At 36.9% G+C, this 18385-nt stretch carries 20 protein-coding genes and 1 other annotated feature; of the genes, 5 read left to right on the top strand and 15 right to left on the bottom strand.

The annotated features are described in order from the left end of the window. Positions 1-138: 138 nt before the first annotated feature. Both MHH88_RS13970 and MHH88_RS13975 read left to right on the top strand, forming a co-directional pair. Entirely contained in the window at positions 139-318 is a 180-nt protein-coding gene (locus tag MHH88_RS13970; RefSeq protein WP_024361274.1) for a DUF2759 domain-containing protein, read from the top strand. Between the two features lie 204 nt (positions 319-522). Beyond that, entirely contained in the window at positions 523-1062 is a 540-nt protein-coding gene (locus MHH88_RS13975; protein WP_258040963.1) for a TlpA disulfide reductase family protein, read from the top strand. 109 nt (positions 1063-1171) lie between these two features. Here the strand turns inward: MHH88_RS13975 and MHH88_RS13980 are convergent, their stop codons facing one another. The 4 genes from MHH88_RS13980 to rpmG form a co-directional block, all read right to left on the bottom strand. Then, entirely contained in the window at positions 1172-3067 is a 1896-nt protein-coding gene (locus MHH88_RS13980; protein WP_103976246.1) for an LTA synthase family protein, read from the bottom strand. 278 nt (positions 3068-3345) lie between these two features. After that, complete coding sequence (locus tag MHH88_RS13985) at positions 3346-3555, bottom strand: YqgQ family protein (protein WP_024361277.1); 210 nt, start codon at positions 3553-3555, stop codon at positions 3346-3348. Position 3556: 1 nt separating this feature from the next. Beyond that, positions 3557-4141 (bottom strand): 5-formyltetrahydrofolate cyclo-ligase, encoded by a 585-nt coding sequence (locus MHH88_RS13990; protein WP_339258816.1) that lies wholly within the window; start codon positions 4139-4141, stop codon positions 3557-3559. Between the two features lie 65 nt (positions 4142-4206). After that, the gene (gene rpmG, locus MHH88_RS13995; RefSeq protein WP_008408521.1) at positions 4207-4356 is read right to left on the bottom strand and encodes a 50S ribosomal protein L33; all 150 of its coding nucleotides are present in this window, start codon (positions 4354-4356) and stop codon (positions 4207-4209) included. 159 nt (positions 4357-4515) lie between these two features. Here rpmG and MHH88_RS14000 point away from each other — a divergent pair, with 159 nt between their 5' ends. Continuing rightward, positions 4516-4959: a hypothetical protein gene (locus MHH88_RS14000; protein ID WP_024361278.1), complete on the top strand. Its 444-nt coding sequence runs from the start codon at positions 4516-4518 to the stop codon at positions 4957-4959. 2 nt (positions 4960-4961) lie between these two features. Continuing rightward, positions 4962-5477, top strand: a complete 516-nt coding sequence (locus tag MHH88_RS14005) for a hypothetical protein (protein WP_339258819.1) — start codon at positions 4962-4964, stop codon at positions 5475-5477. Between the two features lie 100 nt (positions 5478-5577). Here MHH88_RS14005 and MHH88_RS14010 read toward each other — a convergent pair whose 3' ends face one another. The 9 genes from MHH88_RS14010 to MHH88_RS14050 all read right to left on the bottom strand — a co-directional run bounded on the left by MHH88_RS14010 (position 5578) and on the right by MHH88_RS14050 (position 14502). Further along, complete coding sequence (locus MHH88_RS14010; protein ID WP_339258821.1) at positions 5578-6147, bottom strand: aminodeoxychorismate/anthranilate synthase component II; 570 nt, start codon at positions 6145-6147, stop codon at positions 5578-5580. Then, positions 6144-7529 carry an anthranilate synthase component I gene (trpE, locus tag MHH88_RS14015; RefSeq protein ID WP_339258823.1) on the bottom strand — a complete coding sequence of 462 codons (1386 nt, stop codon included), beginning with the start codon at positions 7527-7529 and terminating at the stop codon, positions 6144-6146. Before trpE ends, MHH88_RS14010 begins: the two co-directional genes overlap by 4 nt. 68 nt (positions 7530-7597) lie before the next feature. Then, positions 7598-7803: a binding site (T-box leader), on the bottom strand. 39 nt (positions 7804-7842) lie between these two features. Beyond that, on the bottom strand, positions 7843-8910 hold the full coding sequence (locus MHH88_RS14020) for a mechanosensitive ion channel domain-containing protein (protein ID WP_339258825.1): 1068 nt from the start codon (positions 8908-8910) through the stop codon (positions 7843-7845). A gap of 116 nt (positions 8911-9026) precedes the next feature. Continuing rightward, positions 9027-9899, bottom strand: coding sequence for a hypothetical protein (locus tag MHH88_RS14025; RefSeq protein ID WP_103976240.1), 873 nt, complete (start codon positions 9897-9899; stop codon positions 9027-9029). Positions 9900-10090: 191 nt separating this feature from the next. Then, the gene (gene phoU, locus MHH88_RS14030) at positions 10091-10750 is read right to left on the bottom strand and encodes a phosphate signaling complex protein PhoU (RefSeq protein WP_069509110.1); all 660 of its coding nucleotides are present in this window, start codon (positions 10748-10750) and stop codon (positions 10091-10093) included. Between the two features lie 18 nt (positions 10751-10768). Continuing rightward, positions 10769-11554, bottom strand: coding sequence for a phosphate ABC transporter ATP-binding protein PstB (pstB, locus tag MHH88_RS14035; RefSeq protein ID WP_308457622.1), 786 nt, complete (start codon positions 11552-11554; stop codon positions 10769-10771). A gap of 60 nt (positions 11555-11614) precedes the next feature. Beyond that, the gene (pstA, locus tag MHH88_RS14040) at positions 11615-12493 is read right to left on the bottom strand and encodes a phosphate ABC transporter permease PstA (RefSeq protein ID WP_069509116.1); all 879 of its coding nucleotides are present in this window, start codon (positions 12491-12493) and stop codon (positions 11615-11617) included. Between the two features lies 1 nt (position 12494). Next, positions 12495-13442 (bottom strand): phosphate ABC transporter permease subunit PstC, encoded by a 948-nt coding sequence (gene pstC, locus MHH88_RS14045; RefSeq protein WP_339258828.1) that lies wholly within the window; start codon positions 13440-13442, stop codon positions 12495-12497. Positions 13443-13506: 64 nt separating this feature from the next. Further along, positions 13507-14502, bottom strand: a complete 996-nt coding sequence (locus MHH88_RS14050; RefSeq protein ID WP_339258830.1) for a PstS family phosphate ABC transporter substrate-binding protein — start codon at positions 14500-14502, stop codon at positions 13507-13509. 235 nt (positions 14503-14737) lie between these two features. On the opposite strand from MHH88_RS14050, the gene MHH88_RS14055 reads away from it, so the two are divergent. Further along, positions 14738-14935, top strand: a complete 198-nt coding sequence (locus tag MHH88_RS14055; RefSeq protein WP_339258832.1) for a hypothetical protein — start codon at positions 14738-14740, stop codon at positions 14933-14935. Between the two features lie 55 nt (positions 14936-14990). Here the strand turns inward: MHH88_RS14055 and MHH88_RS14060 are convergent, their stop codons facing one another. Further along, positions 14991-17195 (bottom strand): penicillin-binding protein 2, encoded by a 2205-nt coding sequence (locus MHH88_RS14060; RefSeq protein ID WP_069509125.1) that lies wholly within the window; start codon positions 17193-17195, stop codon positions 14991-14993. Positions 17196-17710: 515 nt separating this feature from the next. Continuing rightward, positions 17711-18316 carry a superoxide dismutase gene (locus MHH88_RS14065; RefSeq protein WP_024361290.1) on the bottom strand — a complete coding sequence of 202 codons (606 nt, stop codon included), beginning with the start codon at positions 18314-18316 and terminating at the stop codon, positions 17711-17713. Positions 18317-18385 lie beyond the last annotated feature (69 nt).

Below are 18385 nucleotides of genomic sequence, written 5' to 3' on the forward strand. Positions count from 1 at the left end.
CTTTGCCACAATTTGACGATAAAAGTTCATACTTTACTCTATATTAGTCCTCGACAAAAACAGGTAGAACGTTTACAATTAAGGAGGAATATTGTTTACGACATTCATTTTCTGATGTCGAAAGGAGTGTCTTTTTTAATGAACTTATTAATGGTTATTTTTGGTCTAGTAGCGATTTTAGCTGTCGTTGGTACATTCCAAGCAATTAAAGAAAAAAACTTACTAAGCATTGTTTTCAACTTAGCAAGTGCTGGGGTATTCGGTTGGTTCGTCATCATGACAATCGTTCATAGTGGATATCCTCCAGCGTTACACTAAAATCCAGACAGAAAAGAGCAGTCTCTATTATGAGGCTGCTCTTTTTCTTTTCTGTATGGATGCTTTCATCACCGAAACATGCTAACCCTTATAAAAAATAGGAGGTTTTTTCTCATAAATTACGTTATCATATAAGTAAGGATTTTTTAAATATGGAATAATTTATTTAATTTATCTATATCTATATGCACTAGAAGGAGATTTATGATGAAACGTAAAAAGATTTTAATGGTCATTTCTTTGGTAGTAGTACTATCACTCATTGGCATTGCTGTGAAAAATGAAATATACAAAGAGACCCAACCTAATTTGATTGTAGATAAACAAACAGGGGCAAAGATGCTTAACTTTAAAAGCCCATTAACACACTTAGATGAATCCTCAACGACATTAGAAGCATATAAAGGGAAAATTCTTATTATAAATTTTTGGGCTTCTTGGTGCGGTCCTTGTCAGGAGGAAGCACCGGATTTAAATACTTTTTATGAGCAAAAACCAAATAATGTTGAGTTGCTAGCAATCAATGCGACTTCAAATGATAGTCGTGAAAATGCAATCAAGTTTCAACAATTATACAATTTAAGTTTTCCTATTTTCTTAGATTATGATCGAGCACTTGGGAAGGCTTTCGAAGTCATGGCTTACCCTACTACCTTTATTATTGATGCTGAGGGTACTTTGAGATATACAGTCGAGGGGCAAGTTACACAAAAGGACTTACAGCAGTTCCTATCGAATCTGTAAAGGACAACTAATAGCGATTGCATTGCTAAATTTTCAAAATTACCTGAATTGTTTGCGTGACTGACACCCAAAAAAGGCATACTAGAAGTTCTAGTATGCCTTTTTCCATTTATTTCACTGCATTTTGTTTTAAATTGCCTGTTTTTTCATCATAGAATCGGAGTAAGTCGCCGTTTATGATGGCATCCGAGTTTTCTAATTCCGTTGTTGCTCGGTCTGCAAAAGGTTGACAAGGCGCTACATCAATTTGTTCCCCTGTTGCTTTGTCATAGCAAGCCTCACCAGCATAAACGTATTTATCTGTAATGAAGCGGCCGTCACGGAAGATAACGAAATCCTCGTGCTCTGGTGAGAATAAATCTGCACCAAGTTGCATATCTTTTGTCGTTTCAACGCCAAGTAAATGTAAAATAGTTGGTCGTAAATCTATTTGTCCAGCTACCTCTGTCATCTCTTTCCCTTGACCATCGCCAGGGATATGGATGAATAAAGGTACTTCTTGCAATAATGCATTATCATACGGTGTAATGCCGTCTTTTTCTAAATATTGTGCCATTGCTTTATTATGGTTTTCAGAAATACCATAATGGTCTCCATACATAACGATAATAGAATTATCATAAACACCTTGGTCTTTTAGATCTTGGAAGAAGTCTTTTAGCGCCTCATCCATGTATCGCACTGTTTGGAAGTAGCGATTTAATGTTCCTGAGTTTGATGTATATTCAGGAATCATCACGTCTTCTGGATCTAAAGTGAATGGATAGTGGTTTGTTAACGTAATTAAACGAGAGTAGAATGGCTGTGGCATGTCTTTCATCAATGCAGCGGACTGCTCCATAAACGGAATATCTTTCATACCCCAGTTGACAGCTTGGCCTTCTTCTACTTTATATGAGTCTACATCATAGAACTTATCAATTTTTAAAGATTGGTACATCATATCACGATTCCAGAACGATTTATTGTTCGGGTGCATAACATTTGTAAAGTAACCATTTTCCCCAAGACGCTCTGCCATTGAGTTATACGTATTACCACCATGTGTGAAGAAGACAGCGCCACGGCCAAGACCGAATAATGAGTTTTCTAAAATAAACTCAGAGTCTGATGTTTTCCCTAACCCTGTTTGGTGATAGAAATTGCTGAAATAATACGTATCTGGATCTTTTGTTAAAGAGTTAAAGAATGGCGTAATTTCGTGTCCATTCATATCATTATTAATCACAAAGTTTTGTAATGACTCGAGCGACACGACGATTAAGTTGCGATCTTTGTATTTTCCAAACATTTCCTCATTGATTGATGCTTGGTTAGAACGAATGTAGTTATTCACTTCTACTAATTCACTGCCATCCGCTAATGCGCGTTGTGCAGATGATTTTGACTGAATATAAATATCATATAAATGATAGTTGTACGTACCTATATTTTTAACAAGTAGTTCGCGGTCGAAGCTACGTGTTAATAATTGTGGACGCTCTGTTTCTGCTAAACCTAAGTTTAAAAATGTCATGGCAATTGCTAATACGAAAAATGCACGACGGAATTCAACATTTACTTTTACCGCTGCTTTCATTTTTGGTAAATACTTATTAGCGATAATAATAATAAAGACATCTGCAAAATATAAAAGATCCCATGGATTAATAATAGCTGCAGCGGATGTTCCTAAATCACTAAAATTACTTGTCTGGAATAATACCGGCAATGTAATAAAGTCATTGTAGAATCGATAGAACGCTACGTTTCCATATAAAACAATCGATAATACGATACTAATAGTGATTATATAGCGATTTCTTATTTTTGGTGTTTTAAAGAATAACGATAATCCATAAACAAACAGTAAAAAACTTAATGGATTAATTAACAAAATAAATTGTTGCATCGCATTTTCAATTTTCAACTCAAAGCTTGTGTGGTACACAATGACCGTTTTTATCCAAGTTGCTACGATTGCTAGTATCATAAATGAATGTTTAGGCCACTTAGTTAATTTCATTCCTAACATCCTCCCTATTCCTTACAAAAAAATAATAAAATTTACAATTTGATTTCTGAAACAAAATATATCTTAATCCATTTTTTACAGATAATCAACAGATATATTTTTAGGTAGCCTTTCTCCTCGGCTTCATTATAGCTTAACATTAATATATACGTTTTTAAATGTAAAAAGTTTCGTAAAAACATAAAAACAGTGGTAAACCACTGTTTTTACGAATTTTACATACAGATTACGATATTTTTACGGTACCCAAATTATTCGCTATTGAAACATTACTGCTTATTTTGCTCAACCCGCAGTCTTGTCGTTTCTTGTCGTATTAACAACAGTGCCATTTGGTAATCTTTAATGTCGAGTACATTCGCCTTGTACAACTCACGAATTTCATCCTCCATTAACATTAAATCGCCAATAGGATCACGTGTATAAATATAAGTGCCATATGTTTTTAATAAATCATAAATATCTAGCATTTTATCCATTTTATTTCGCTCCTCGTTGCGCTTCACAATCAATGCGTTTTGTCGGTGTGATGATAAGATCTACTGGGTAGTCGTGCGTCTCTATAGGCACCTGTTCATATAGTTGCTCATCAAAAAGCACAGATATTAGTTTACCTTTTTTATAGTGTAATACATAGCGATCGTAATAACCACCACCGTAGCCAATTCGATAGCCTTGTGTGTCAAAAACTACGCCAGGAACAAGTATGATATCCATTTCATTTGCGTCAACAAACTCACTAATTTCCGGAATTGGTTCACGCAAATGCATATAAACAGTTTCTAACTGGGCAAACGATTCTATCGCATAAAATGACATTTCTCTTGTTTTTGCGTTACATTTTGGAACTGCCACTGTTTTACCAAGCTTCCAAAGTGCTTCGATTAGATGAATTGTGTCAACTTCTGGCTTATTAGAAATGGTAATGCCAATCGTATTTGCTTCTATTATATATGGTTCCTGTAGCACTTTTCTTGCGATAGCAAATGATTGTTCGCGATATGTAGCTGCACTCATATTTGAGAGTGCTTCACGCACCTTGTTTCGCAACGTTGTTTTATCCACGACATCGCACCTCCCTTTAAAATGTAGAAAGCCAAAACCACGTGTGGTTTTGGCTTAATGAGCGATTACTTTGTTTCACGGTGAAGAGTGTATTTCTTCTCGCGAGAGCAATATTTTTTAAGTTCAAGACGCTCTGGATTGTTACGCTTGTTCTTTTTAGAAATGTAGTTACGTTCGCCGCAATCTGTGCAAGCTAAAGTAATATTTACGCGCATTATTAACCCTCCCACTCTATATCAAGAATTTAAATTTGAGCATGATTTATACGACTAACCTATTATAACATAAACTGAAAAAAAATCTACCTTCATTTCATATTAAGTTTGCATGTGGTAAAATACCTTATAATTACATAATTTAATGGGGTGAAACTAGTGGATTTATCCATCATACTTATGATTGTCGGTATCGTTCTTATCTTTTTATCGTTCTTTTTCAAAGATAGTGCGAAAAAAGTCGAACAAGATGTCGAAGAATTATCCATTTCTATTTTTCAAGAAACGAATAATTTAAAACGACGTCTCAAAATTGTGGAAGAAGAGCTATTACTAGAACCTGAATTTCAGGTTAAATCATCCATAGCTAAAAATCCTCCGACGCAAAATCCAAAGGTTCAACAGGTTATGCAGGCTGTTCAACAAGCCGCACAGGTAAAAAAGGCTGAACCAATGCCAAACAACTTAAAGCCGATTCATGAAATCATTATTAGTCAGGTACTCGAGCTAAACAAGCAAGGACTTTCCATTGCTGATATTAGTATTCGCTCCAATTTAACGGAAGAGCAAGTGCGACAAGTGATTGCAAACGGAGGTAGATAATAATGAACAAATCCGCCATCCGTGCATTTGGTATCGCCATTTTCCTAGTCGGCGCATTGCTTTCTATAGCCGATCGCTTGGATCTGAATATTGGTCTACCGACAGTGGCCTCTTCAAACGATAAGGACGTAGAGGAACTACAAAAAAAACTTGAGCAAGCAACGAAAGAAATCGCAGCATTAAAAGCGAACTCGACGAAAGAAACTGGTAATGACAATAAGCAACAAGAAAATGCAACTGACATGTCTGCGGAAGATGAGCATACTGATAGTACCCAGAACGCTGAAAAGAAAACTGATAATGAAGTCACAATGACACTTCAAATATATAGCGGCATAACGCCCTATATTGTGGCGCAAAAGCTCGAAGACGGTGGCATTATTACAAATAGTGTAGAAATGGAGCTATTACTTGCGAATGCCAAATATGCGCGAAGTTTACAAATCGGCTCTTATGAAGTCAATTCTTCCATGTCACTAGAGGAAATTGCCAAATTAATAACTGGTAAAAAGCAATAAATAATAAAAAAATCCACTTCACCCCGCAGCAGCATTACATACGCTGCAGGAGGCAAGTGGATTTTTTCTATTGAAATCAAATTGTTTGAGTGCCTGGCACCTAAACAAGTGCTAAAAAGGCTTGCACGATGTCACTACCTGTTTTAGTGGCTATTGATTCTGGATGGAATTGTAATCCGACAAGTGGATAGTGCTTATGTTGGATAGCCATAATTTCTCCATCATCACGCGAAGTGGCCGTTATAATAAAATCTTCATGCAACGTTGATGGCTCTATGATTAACGAGTGATAGCGCATTACTTCGATTTCACCTTCGAATTGTGCAAAAACGCCTGTTTGCTTATACTGTAAAGCAGACAGCTTGCCATGCATAATATTTTTAGCTTGCTTAATTGTTCCCCCGAATGCCTGCCCTATAGACTGATGACCTAAACAAATTCCTAAAATCGGATATTTTGTATATAGTTCTTGTACAACTTGAACTGTGATTCCTGCCTCATTTGGTGTGCCTGGACCTGGAGATAAAATAATTGCTTCTGGTTGCATGTCGATTATTTCTTCAATTGTTACTTCATCATTCCTTACTACTTGAACTTCCTTACCAAGCATACTGACTTGCTGAAATAAATTATATGTGAATGAATCATAATTATCGATGAGTAAAATCATTTTTTAACCTCCAGTAGCGCACGAGCTTTATTTAATGTTTCTTCATATTCAGACAAAGGAACTGAATCGTACACAACGCCTGCACCTGCTTGCACATGTGCAAACCCATCTTTGATCACCATTGTACGAATAGCCAACGCTAAATCCATATCACCTGTAGCTGAAATATACCCTACCGCACCAGCATAAACGCCGCGCTTCACTGGCTCTAGCTCATTAACTAACTGCATTGCTCGAATCTTTGGGGCTCCCGACACTGTACCAGCTGGCAAACATGCGCTAAGGACATCTAACACATGGACTTCATCACGAAGTTCTCCAATAACTTCCGATACAATATGCATAACATGTTTGTAGCGTTCAATGTTCATATATTTCACAAGCTTAACTGTGCCAATCTTGGAAATTCTTCCGATATCATTACGCCCTAAATCAACTAACATTCGGTGCTCAGCGATTTCTTTTTCATCCGTCAATAAGCTTTCTGCAATTGCTTCATCTTGCTGTTGCGTTGTACCACGTGGTTTCGTTCCAGCAATTGGATTTGTTGTAACTTTGCGATCCTTGACCTTTACAAGACTCTCTGGAGAAGTTCCTAAAATTGTGTATGCCTCAAAATCCATATAAAACATATAAGGTGATGGGTTCGACGTTCTTAACTGCCGGTATAAGGCAAATGGATTGCCCGTAAACGAAGAAGAAAAACGTTGGGATAACACGATTTGAAAAATATCTCCCTTCACAATATGCTGTTTTGCGCGCTCAACAATTGCAATAAACTCTTCCTTTGGTATCATTGGTTGGAAATCAATTGTACCTAGCTCCATTGCACCAAATGTCGTTCCTGCATGTAGCTGTTGCTCAATTTCAGCAATAGCAGCTTCCATCCTATCAAGTGTGCGCCCTTCATTAAATAAATCGATTGCTGCTAGTGTCACCTCTTGCTTCAAATGATCAAACACGATAAACGTATCATAGAAAAAAACATGGACATCGGGCATATCTAAATTATCGTGTAAATATTCACCAATTTTTTCAGCATAAAAGGCGGTTTCATAGCCAAAAAAGCCGATTGCGCCACCAAAAAAAGCAAAAGGATAGTCCGCTTCATGGAATGGCATTACTTCTTTCAGTTTTTTTAAGACATTATCGTTAGACGTATCAATTTTCATCCCTTTTGTATATTGATAACCGTTTTTATCCCCAATCAGTTCTGCTATTGGGTTAACGGCGATAAAGGAATAACGCCCACTTTCCTCATGCTTGGCTGAAGATTCAAATAGCATCTTATGTTTTCCTGTCAGAGATTGATACACCGATATAGGCGTCATCATATCTCCCTGTAATACTTTGATGGCAAATCTACTAAGCTCAACTGTCATTCTTAATCTCTCCTTCACTATGCTCTGCTCTACTACACCAAAAAACCATATAAAAAGGCCTTTCCATCGCAAAGGACGGAAAAGCCGTGGTGCCACCTTTATTGGTCTTAAAAGACCCTCTCTAAGCCTTGTAACGTAGGCAAACGCTAATCCATACTTAACTTCTGGATTAGGGCTCCGAAGTCCATTCGCTATTTATTTGTACTAGCTTCCACCAACCGCTAGCTCTCTTGAACAAATAATAATAGTTACTACTCTTCATCTAAGCCGATTATTAGTATATATTGTAATGTAAAATATCGAACAATTCAAATTATTTTTTCTCAAGTTTACACTCGTCCGGTTGTTCTGCAAGTACTATCTCATAATCTTGAACAACTTGGCGGATCACAAATAAAATATCCTGCCGTACATTTAACATAACAGCCGTATCGTTAGTTGCAACATAAAAACGAACAAGAACCCGATATGATGCATGATATAACTCATCTATATATACATGAATCAGCTCTTTTTCAGTATTTGCATGCAAATGTATTTGCTGATGAATGGTACTTAAAGCACTACGTAATGTTTCTTCTTCGTTTTCCGCAGCTACATATAAAAACAACTCACATTTTCGTTTCTCTCGTTTTGAAAAATTATAAATTGGACGATTTACTAAATAAGAGTTCGGCACATATACAAGCCCTTTGTCGCCTGTTTGAATAAGTGTACTGCGAAGATTGATATCCTCAATGGTACCTTCTATTTTTTGATCCTCTGTCGCAATCCAATCGCCTATTTGAAATGGATTGTCGAGTGCAACGGACATCCCACCAAAAACATGAGCCAAAGTATCACGAATACCAAAAGCAATCGCTACCCCTGTTAATCCAATTCCTGTCAAAAAGCCATTTAGATTAAAGTTCCAAAAGGACGCAATGGTAAACATAGCTAAAATCATAATAAGCACTTTACCGATACGAAGGAAAAACGGTAAAAGAACATTTTGCTCCTCGTCACTATTTAACTCTAATGGTTTTTTTGTATAATAGTGAAGCACATCATATACGCCTTTAAAGGCAAAAAACACCATGATAGACAACACAAAATTCTTTGTTGCTAAATGTGTAAATAAAAATACTTTAAGTAAATTCGATAAACTTAGGACAATTACTGCTGACATAAACGCATATCGAATTGCCTTATTAAATTGGCCAAGAACAGTCGCTTGAAAATGACGCTGTCTATTCTTTAAAAATGTAACAGTGCTCGTAATGATTTTCTTCAACACAAAATGCTGAAACAACCATCCCACAACACAAAATGCCACCGCAATAGTAATGTCTATCCATGTTGGCACAGTCAAGTTCGGTAATAACCATTTCAATGAATCCATGTAATACTCCTTTTACATACCTATGTACATTTTCAATTATATTTGTGCAAAAAAATTGATATCACTGTTTATAGTAAAAATAAGCCGACCAATAACGATCTGGTCAGCTTCGCATTTTATTGAATCGCATCATCTGCAAAAATGGCTCTATTTGCAAACCAGAAGTGATGCTCATTAAAACAATGCTCATTCATCGCAATAACCGAAAATTCAGCATGGTAGCGTTGCTTCATTTCATCTAACATTGTCTTTGCACGCTTTCCTAATAAATGTGGTCCATCAACTGGATTCCCTTCAGTAAAAATCAGAACCTCTGTTTCTGCGCATTGCTGATTTTCTTGTAGCAAACCTTTTACAAACTGTAGCACAGGCAAAATAGCTGCTTCACCTTGTACCTTATATTCAATAAAATCTTTAAAATCAGATAGATTTATTTGACCATTTTCAAAGCGGAAGTGCACGTGAATTTGACAATCATATGGCACGATATATAAATCTCTTTGCTCTTTATACGCATTCATAAATAACGGCAAAATCATACTTTTACAAAGTGCTGAATACCTCTCCATGCCAAAAGTTTGTTCAAGACAAATAATAATAGGCCCTTGCTCTTCCTTGTAATCAATAAATGGCACATATAGTACATTTCCACTTTTAGTTGTATGTTGCTTTAACTTTTGACGTCTCGCTTCTTGCCATTTTTGCGCATAGTACATGCGTTGCTCTTTACCGTTGGCTAAGCGCTCGGCCTGTTCAATAGCTGGAACATTTTCTCGGATTTCATGCATAACATCCGCTAGCTCAAGTGCAAATGCTGCCATATTACGCAGTGTCTCACTTTTGTAAAAATAATCAATAAAAAAATGTTGTTCCTTCTCACTTAGCTCTTCTACATGTAAATTTTCATATAGATAATCTAAGTAATTGCGTTGTTCTGACGAAATCTCTAGACCAAATTTCTTTATAAGTGATTCTACACCGTCTTTCACGAAGCAGCACCTCCTAAGAACATTTTTTTGGATAATGTCTATAGTATAACCAAAAAATTTTTTTGACAATACAAATAAACACACTACCATATTTGACGTATGTGTAGAGTGTAATGTTGCCGCGATTTCTTATATTTAAGAGTGTATTAAAAAGTAAAAAAGAAGGGCCACTTAGTCGCAGCCCTTCTCTTTTAATTATTCAATTCATAATGTTTACCTTTAATTAAGTAAAATAAATGTTCGGCAATATTCGTTGCATGATCCGCTGAACGTTCTAAATGACGACAAACAAATGTTAAATGTGTAAATTGCGAAATATGAGATGGGCTTTCTGCACCAGCACGTAGTAATAATGTTACTGTTGCTCCGTATAAATCATCGACATAATCGTCAAGTTCAGCAATTTCTTTTGCTCGGACAGTATCTTCTTCCTTAAAGGCTGTAATAATACTTTCAAGCATTTCGACTGTCTTACTACACATCGTTTGTAAATTTGTCGTTGGGAAGATTAGAGGCTCCTTACCTAAACGAATCGTCTCTTTTGCGATGTTAACTGCATAATCTCCCACTCTCTCCATATCAGATGCAGCCTTTACAAGAACCATAAGACGGCGCAAATCTGTCGCTACCGGCTGTTGCTTGGCAATCATCAAAATTACTCGATCATTAATTTCTTCCTCAAGGCGATTAATATATAAATCGTCTTCAATAATTTTTAATGATTTCTCCAAATCTTGCTCTAACAATGCCTCAAAAGATATTTTTAATGCATTAATACTATTGGTTGCAATTTCTACAAACTGTTCTTGAATTTCCTTTAGCTCTTGCTCAAAGCGTTCACGTACTACCATCTATAGTTCCCCCTATGCTTAGCCGAAGCGTCCTGAAATGTAATCTTCTGTTCGTTGATCTGCAGGTGTTTGGAAAATCACATCTGTTTTGTCATATTCCACAACTTCGCCACTTAGGAAAAATGCTGTACGGTCTGAAATACGTGCCGCTTGTTGCATATTATGTGTAACAATAACAATTGAATAATCTTTTTTAAGCTCTTGTACAAGCTCCTCTACTTTTAACGTAGAAATTGGGTCAAGTGCAGAAGTAGGCTCATCCATTAAAATAACATCTGGCTCAATCGCTAAACAACGCGCAATACAAATACGCTGTTGCTGACCACCTGATAAACCATAGGCATTTTGATTAAGACGATCTTTTACTTCATCCCAAATAGCCGCACCACGCAATGATTTTTCAACAATTTCATCTAGAATTTTTTTGTTTTTAATGCCGTGGATACGTGGACCGTAAGCAATATTATCATAGATTGATTTTGGGAACGGGTTAGGCTTTTGGAATACCATTCCTACGCGAGTACGCAATTCCTCTACTGTATAGTTTTTATCTAAGATATTTCGTTCACGATATAATATTTCACCCGATGTACGAACAATCGGTACAAGCTCTACCATTCTGTTTAACGTTTTTAAATAAGTAGATTTCCCACAACCTGAAGGGCCAATAATAGCTGTTACTTCATTTTCATAAATACTTAAATTCACATCTTTTAAACCGTGATGATCACCGTACCATAAATTTAAGTTCCGAGTATCATACACTACTTTTTTCGCAACTTCAGCAGATGGCTTTACATTTATATTAATCGATTTAACAACTGAATTTTCCTCTTTAAAATCTAGTACCATAAGGTCACCTCATTAATAACGTTTTTGGAATTTATTTCGAATAAAAATAGCGATGGAATTCATCATTAGCAGCACAATCATCAGTACTAAAATCCCCGCTGCGGCTACATATTGAAATGCCTCTTGCGGTCGTTTAGCCCAATCATAAATTTGCATCGGTAATGCAGTAAACTGACTTAATAAATCATTAGGTAAAAATTGTAGAATAACAGGAATCCCGATTACTACAAGTGGTGCTGTTTCACCGATTGCACGAGATAAAGCTAAAATACTACCTGTTAAAATCCCTGGTATAGCAGCTGGTAATACGACACGTAAAATGGTTTGCCATTTCGTTGCTCCCATTCCATAAGAAGCTTCACGTTGTTCATTCGGTACAGCGCGTATTGCTTCTTGAGCAGCCACGATTATTACAGGTAATATTAGCAAACTCATTGTTAAACCTGCGGCTAAAATACTTTTACCTAGTCCCATCATACGAACAAAAATTGTTAACCCAAGTAAACCAAAAACAATGGAAGGTACACCTGCTAAGTTTGAGATATTCATGCGAATAAAATCATTCAATCTATTTTTCTTTGCATATTCTTCTAGATAAATCGCTGTTCCTACACCTAAAATAATCGATACCGGAGCTACTACTCCCATTAACCAAAGTGAGCCGATTAATGCAGCTTTAATCCCTGCTTTATCTGCAAAGCGTGAAGCAAAATTCGTTAGGAAATCAATGTTTAAATAACCTACTCCTTGCGTCACAATGCGGTAGAGCAAAATCGCTAGCATTACAAGCGCAAATGTAGTGGCCAAGAAAAACAAGGACTTCCACACTTTATTGAATGTAATACGTTTAGTCATTCGTTTCTTGACGACTGTATCATCGATATAGCGCATGCTAGTAAACCTCCCTGAAGCGTTTCGAAATATAATGAGCGATTAAGTTCATCACTAACGTAAAGATAAATAATGTGAATCCAACTGAATAGATGGAGTAATAAATCGTCGTTCCATAACCAGCATCACCCGTAGAAACTTGTACAATATATGCTGTCATCGTTTGGATGGAATCTGTGACATTTAAATCGAATTTAGGTGTCGATCCTCCTGCGAGCGATACAATCATAGTTTCTCCAATTGCCCGGGAAATAGCCAATACGACTGATGCGACAATACCCGATAAAGCGGCTGGTAACACTACTTTTACAGAAACTTCAAACTTTGTAGCACCTAGCGCTAAAGCTCCTTCTCGCATACTGTTTGGTACAGATGACATGGCATCTTCTGATAGTGATGTAATCATTGGTAATATCATAATGCCCACTACAATCCCTGGACTAAGTGCATTAAATAGTTTAAGTTCTGGAATAATTCCTTGTAGCACTGGTGTGACAAACGTTAGAGCAAAGAAACCATAAACGATTGTCGGTACACCTGCTAATACTTCTAAAATCGGTTTAACTGTACGTCTTGTTTTCTCACTCGCATATTCACTTAAATAGATAGCTGAAGCAATCCCAAATGGTACTGCTACAACAACTGCAATTAATGTAACTTTCAGTGTTCCTGCGATAAGCGGTAAAATCCCAAATAACGGCTCCTTTCCAGAAAACGGTAGCCACTGTGTACCAAATAAAAAATCCGTAATCGAAACACGTTTAAAAAACTCAAACGTTTCAAAAATAAGGGTGAAAACAATGCCAAATGTTGTCAAAATCGAGATAAGCGCTGCAGAAAATAATAAAGCTGGCATGGCTTTTTCCACTATTTTCTTAGTTTTATGATTGCGCGAATTTGCTATTAATTGTTGCACAGATGATGTCTTATTTTCCTTTTGAGAAACCATTGGGTGCTCCTTTCCAATAAGCGAGGGAAAGAGCATCCATCTCTTTCCCTCTATGCATGTCTACTTATTTTAAGCCTTCTAAAGTTTTTAAGCCTTCTAAAGTTTTTAAGCCTTCAGCATATTTTTCTTCAGGTAGACGAACATAACCTACTGCTTCTGCCATATCCCCTGCATTTTCAAGTGTGAATTTTACGAAATCATATGCTGCAGCATTATCTTTCATCGCACTGTTTTTCACATAAGTGAATAATGGGCGTGAAAGTGGCGTATATTCGCCTTTTTCAATTGTGTCATGTGTTGGTTCAATTCCATTGACTTTCACAATGTTTAATTTATCTTTATTTTCTAAGTAGTAAGCGAAGCCAAAGAAACCAATTGCATACTTGTCACCAGAAATACCTTGAACTAGCATATTATCATCCTCTGATAATGTCGCTGCACTTACTAGATCAGCACCATCTAATACGACTTCATCAAAGTAATCATACGTCCCTGAGTCAGTACCTGGTGAGTAGAATACGATTTTTTCTGCAGGCCATGAAGGGTCGATATCTGACCATTTTTTCTCTGTGCCATCTTCAGTCCAAATTTTCTTTAACTGTTCTACAGTTAAATCCTTTGCCCAATCGTTTTCAGGATTCACCACTACTGATAAACCATCATATGCTAAAGCTAACTCAGTGTAAGCTATTCCAGCTTGGTCTAGTTTTTCTTTCTCTTCTGTCTTTATAAAACGAGATGCATTTGAAAAGTCTGTCTCACCTGCGATGAATTTTTCAAAGCCACCACCAGTACCAGAAACACCTACCGATACTTTGACATCCGGTTGTGCACCTGCATACTCTTCAACAACTGCTTCAATAATTGGTGCTACTGTTGATGAACCATCTCCAGCAACTGAACCTTGCAGTTTCTCGTCAGCAGCTTCTTGTCCTGAGTTCGCTGGTGCATTCGTTTCTGCATTGTTACCGTTTTGCGTTGAGTTGTCTCCGCTACATGCACCTAGCATTAATGCTGAACCCATTACCGCTGTCATCGTTAAGTACTTCCACTTTTTCATCTCATTTGCCTCCGTCACTAACTTTTTTATTTGTGTTTTGCCTTACAATCTTTACTATAATGACTTAATGTTGAATTCGTATAAACCGTTCGTAAAAGACACGTAAAGGAATGTAATGCTTTGTAAACGATTGTAAAGAGATATTTACAATTGCAATTAAATAATTTGCTTCCTTTAGCAAAGATGCTATAATAATCATTTGTGTCAGGAAATATTATAAGAGGAGTTTGACTTTGTGATTAATCATGCAAAAGTACAAAATGCCGATTACTTTAAAACATATTTAACACTTATCATGGATCATCGAGAGTTGTCTTTGCCGGAGGCTATTGATTTTATGATGACGACGTATTTCTATAATAATATTGAGCTTTATGGGGAAAAACCGAAGGAACAATTTGAATTGGCGATTCAACAGCTTATTCGCCAGTAGAAAGCTATATAGATACTAAAAACCGCTAGGCATATAACATGCGCTAGCGGTTTTTTTATTCTTGTTCATCTTCACCGATTTTATCTTTTGTAATCGCAGGTAAAATTGGTTGTTCTACTTTATTATCTGTCACTTTTGTCTTTTCATATTTTGCTTTTAGCTCATAGTAAGCATCTAAAGCACGTCTTGCAATCACGTTATTATTCGATAAATGTTGATTAAGGTTCGTCGTTGCCCATGGAATTACAACAGCATAAGCAATTTCAGGATTTTCATATGGCGCATAGCCAACATGCGTTAAATTAATCGTATTTGTACCATAACGTTCACGTAATGGTCCATAATATACTACTTCGGCTGTCCCTGTTTTCCCGGCAGCGGTAAAAGGTGCGTTCGAAAATGCTGAACGTGCCGTACCACGAGAACCCGTATATACACGATGCAAGCCTTTTTTTACATAATTAATTTCTTCTTCTGTATTATCGATATGATTTAAAATTCTTGGTCCTACTTCTGTCACTAATTGTCCTAGCTGCTGACCATCTTTGGATGGATCACGCACTTCTTTCACGACATGAGGCTGAACACGATAGCCACCATTCGCTATCGTTGAAATATATTGTGCTAGTTGAAGCGGTGTATACGTATCATATTGTCCAATGGCTAAGTCGAGTGTTTTACCACCCATTGTTGGACCAGACGGACCTTGGACACCACTAAATTCATTTGGTAAATCAATACCTGTTTTAACACCTAGCCCAAACTGTGCATAGGAATTACGCATTTTCGGGAATGTTTGATCATTTAAGCGCAGTGGCATCATATAACTATATGGCGTGCCATTAATAAGCATTGCCGTTTTAAACATATAAACGTTGGAAGATTGCTCAAGAGCGCTTAAACCATCCATTGAAATATAGCCACCAGCATTAAAGATCGATCTTTTAACGGGTGTACCAAGTAAATGGATTGGTTCATCTCCCAATACTGTGTTCGGAGTAATCGCCCCTAGTTTATAGCCTGTCAGCAGTGTACCTGCTTTTACGACAGACCCTGCCTCATAAGCTGTTGTAAACGAGCCGTATGCATAATCCACAACTACATTTCTGCCAGTTTCCGAATCTTTTTCGATTTTTTTACCAACCATTGATAGGATATCTCCCGTATTCGGGTCCATCATGATGAGGAATGCTCGATCTAATAAACTTGAGCCAGACATTGCTTTTAACTTCAGCAACTCTTCCTCTACAATTTTTTCATTAGCGACTTGTAGCTCACTATCAAATGTTAATACTAAATCTTTACCAGGCTCGCCTTCATATGTTGTAACGGTATCAACAACTTGCCCTTTTTTATTCGTAATATTTTTGACAACTGTTTTTTGCCCTTGTAAAAGTTCTTCATATTGTGCTTCAATATAACTTTCCCCGACGCGATCATTACGTGAATAATCACGTGCTAAATAATAATTGAGCTTCTCTTTCGGTATCCCTTTTGTTGGTACAGTTGTACGGCCTAACACAGAAAGGGATGATAGTTTAACACGCTTCCAGTCTGTCGTTGTGTTGACTCCTGGTAACTCAGTTAAACGCTCTGAAACACGAGCAAATTCATCTGCTGATACATTCTCACTTTTAATGATTTGAGGTGATAAATTGTAGCCTGATACCATCTCACGGTAGATTGCTAATACTTCTAAATCCGCTTCCGTTAATTGTGCTAATTCCTCGTCTGTAATGCGCTCACGCACAATTTTATCGATTTCTGCATTCGCTTGACTTGTCGTAATATTTTCCTGTGTTTTAATTTTCGTTTGCTCTTCATCAGAAATTTTTGCATATGCTGCGTCATGGTTTTTTAATATCCAAAAATCCAATTTATCGCGTAATGTGACACGATTCGTTGGTTGCTCAATTAATTGAGCCAGCTTTTCAGCAATCGCTAGCATATCCTCCGTTTTAGTCGTCTGCATTTTTGTATACGTAATCGCGTTTTCAGGCTGATTATCCACTAAAATACGCCCATAACGATCATACATCCGACCCCTTGGCACACTTGTATTGACAGGTACTTCTTCCGTCCGCTCTAAAATACGAACATAATCTTCCCCTTTGACAATTTGCATATAGCCAAGTCTAAAAATTAACATCGAAAATACGATAAATATAGCAAAGAAAAGGACATTCATACGAAATGTTAAATTAGAGTGATGTTTCGCTTTAACACTCGCTGCGCGATTTTTCCCCGGTGCTTTGCGCATATGTATTCCCCTCCTCATCTAATAACTGTTTAAATACACGATACCTAGTATACCATTCGAAGTTGCGTCAGAAAAGCATACTCTTGCATCATTTTCATAATTCGCCTTCTCATCATTAAAATACTAATTATTGAAAAATGTAAATAATAGAAGCATTCACATCACCTACACTACAGAAGGTCGCTTTTCACACTTCGTTGGAGGAGTCCCAGCCGTTTGCTTCGTTGGCCTATTCGTAATTTTCGACTATTTATGAAATGATCTGCCATAAAAATCCCTAACTAGCGGAAGCATCATTTTAATTGACGGTACTTGGCAAGAAAAGTTTCCTTCCGTATATATGAATTTCTGACTATTCGAAAGCTACATCACTAAAAGCGCTAAAATCATATAAAAAGGACCATGCCAAGGTGATTTTTCACCTTATGCATAGCCCTTTACATAGAAATAATTAGTAAACTTCCACTTCACAAATGTTCCGCAGAAACCTAATTATTTTGCTTTATCGCAAATGATTATTTTGCAGCTTGAAATTTAGCTTCTACTGCATCCCAGTTTACTACGTTCCAGAAAGCACCGATATAATCTGGACGACGGTTTTGATAGTTTAAGTAGTAAGCGTGCTCCCAAACATCTAATCCTAAGATTGGTGTTTTACCTTCCATAACTGGAGAGTCTTGGTTTGGTGTAGAAGTAACTGCTACTGAATCACCATCAACGATTAACCAAGCCCAACCTGAACCGAAGCGAGTTGTTGCAGCTTTTGCAAACTCTTCTTTGAAAGCATCGAAAGAACCAAATTTAGCATCGATTGCTTTAGCTACTTCACCAACTGGAGTTTTTGAACCGCCTGGTGCGATTACTTCCCAGAATAGTGTGTGGTTAGCATGTCCGCCACCGTTGTTACGAACTGCTGTTTGTTTGTCAGCTGGAAGTGCATCGATGTTTGCGATTAAGTCATTAATGTCTTTTTCTGCAAATTCAGTACCTTCTACTGCTGCGTTTAGATTTGTTACATAAGTATTGTGGTGTTTAGAATAGTGAATTTCCATTGTTTTTGCATCGATATTTGGTTCTAATGCATCGTAAGCATAAGTTAATTGTGGTAATTCGTAAGCCATTATTAAGTTCCTCCCTAAAATAAAGAAATAATTAGTACATCCTTAGATTATCAAAATTGGTCAAACCAT

This window comes from Lysinibacillus sp. FSL K6-3209, from assembly GCF_037976175.1.
In the GTDB taxonomy this organism is placed as follows: domain Bacteria; phylum Bacillota; class Bacilli; order Bacillales_A; family Planococcaceae; genus Lysinibacillus; species Lysinibacillus sphaericus_D.

What these genes read in the sequence shown, in the direction of transcription:
- MHH88_RS13980 (WP_103976246.1), bottom strand. Translation starts at nt 3,067, where the DNA reads ATGAAATTAACTAAGTGGCCTAAACATTCATTTATGATACTAGCAATC.
- rpmG (WP_008408521.1), bottom strand. Translation starts at nt 4,356, where the DNA reads ATGCGCGTAAATATTACTTTAGCTTGCACAGATTGCGGCGAACGTAAC.
- phoU (WP_069509110.1), bottom strand. Translation starts at nt 10,750, where the DNA reads ATGGTAGTACGTGAACGCTTTGAGCAAGAGCTAAAGGAAATTCAAGAA.
- pstA (WP_069509116.1), bottom strand. Translation starts at nt 12,493, where the DNA reads ATGCGCTATATCGATGATACAGTCGTCAAGAAACGAATGACTAAACGT.
- MHH88_RS14065 (WP_024361290.1), bottom strand. Translation starts at nt 18,316, where the DNA reads ATGGCTTACGAATTACCACAATTAACTTATGCTTACGATGCATTAGAA.
- MHH88_RS13970 (WP_024361274.1), top strand. Translation starts at nt 139, where the DNA reads ATGAACTTATTAATGGTTATTTTTGGTCTAGTAGCGATTTTAGCTGTC.
- MHH88_RS14010 (WP_339258821.1), bottom strand. Translation starts at nt 6,147, where the DNA reads ATGATTTTACTCATCGATAATTATGATTCATTCACATATAATTTATTT.
- MHH88_RS14020 (WP_339258825.1), bottom strand. Translation starts at nt 8,910, where the DNA reads ATGGATTCATTGAAATGGTTATTACCGAACTTGACTGTGCCAACATGG.
- MHH88_RS13975 (WP_258040963.1), top strand. Translation starts at nt 523, where the DNA reads ATGATGAAACGTAAAAAGATTTTAATGGTCATTTCTTTGGTAGTAGTA.
- MHH88_RS14060 (WP_069509125.1), bottom strand. Translation starts at nt 17,195, where the DNA reads ATGCGCAAAGCACCGGGGAAAAATCGCGCAGCGAGTGTTAAAGCGAAA.
- MHH88_RS14005 (WP_339258819.1), top strand. Translation starts at nt 4,962, where the DNA reads ATGAACAAATCCGCCATCCGTGCATTTGGTATCGCCATTTTCCTAGTC.
- pstC (WP_339258828.1), bottom strand. Translation starts at nt 13,442, where the DNA reads ATGGTTTCTCAAAAGGAAAATAAGACATCATCTGTGCAACAATTAATA.
- MHH88_RS13985 (WP_024361277.1), bottom strand. Translation starts at nt 3,555, where the DNA reads ATGGATAAAATGCTAGATATTTATGATTTATTAAAAACATATGGCACT.
- MHH88_RS14050 (WP_339258830.1), bottom strand. Translation starts at nt 14,502, where the DNA reads ATGAAAAAGTGGAAGTACTTAACGATGACAGCGGTAATGGGTTCAGCA.
- trpE (WP_339258823.1), bottom strand. Translation starts at nt 7,529, where the DNA reads ATGACAGTTGAGCTTAGTAGATTTGCCATCAAAGTATTACAGGGAGAT.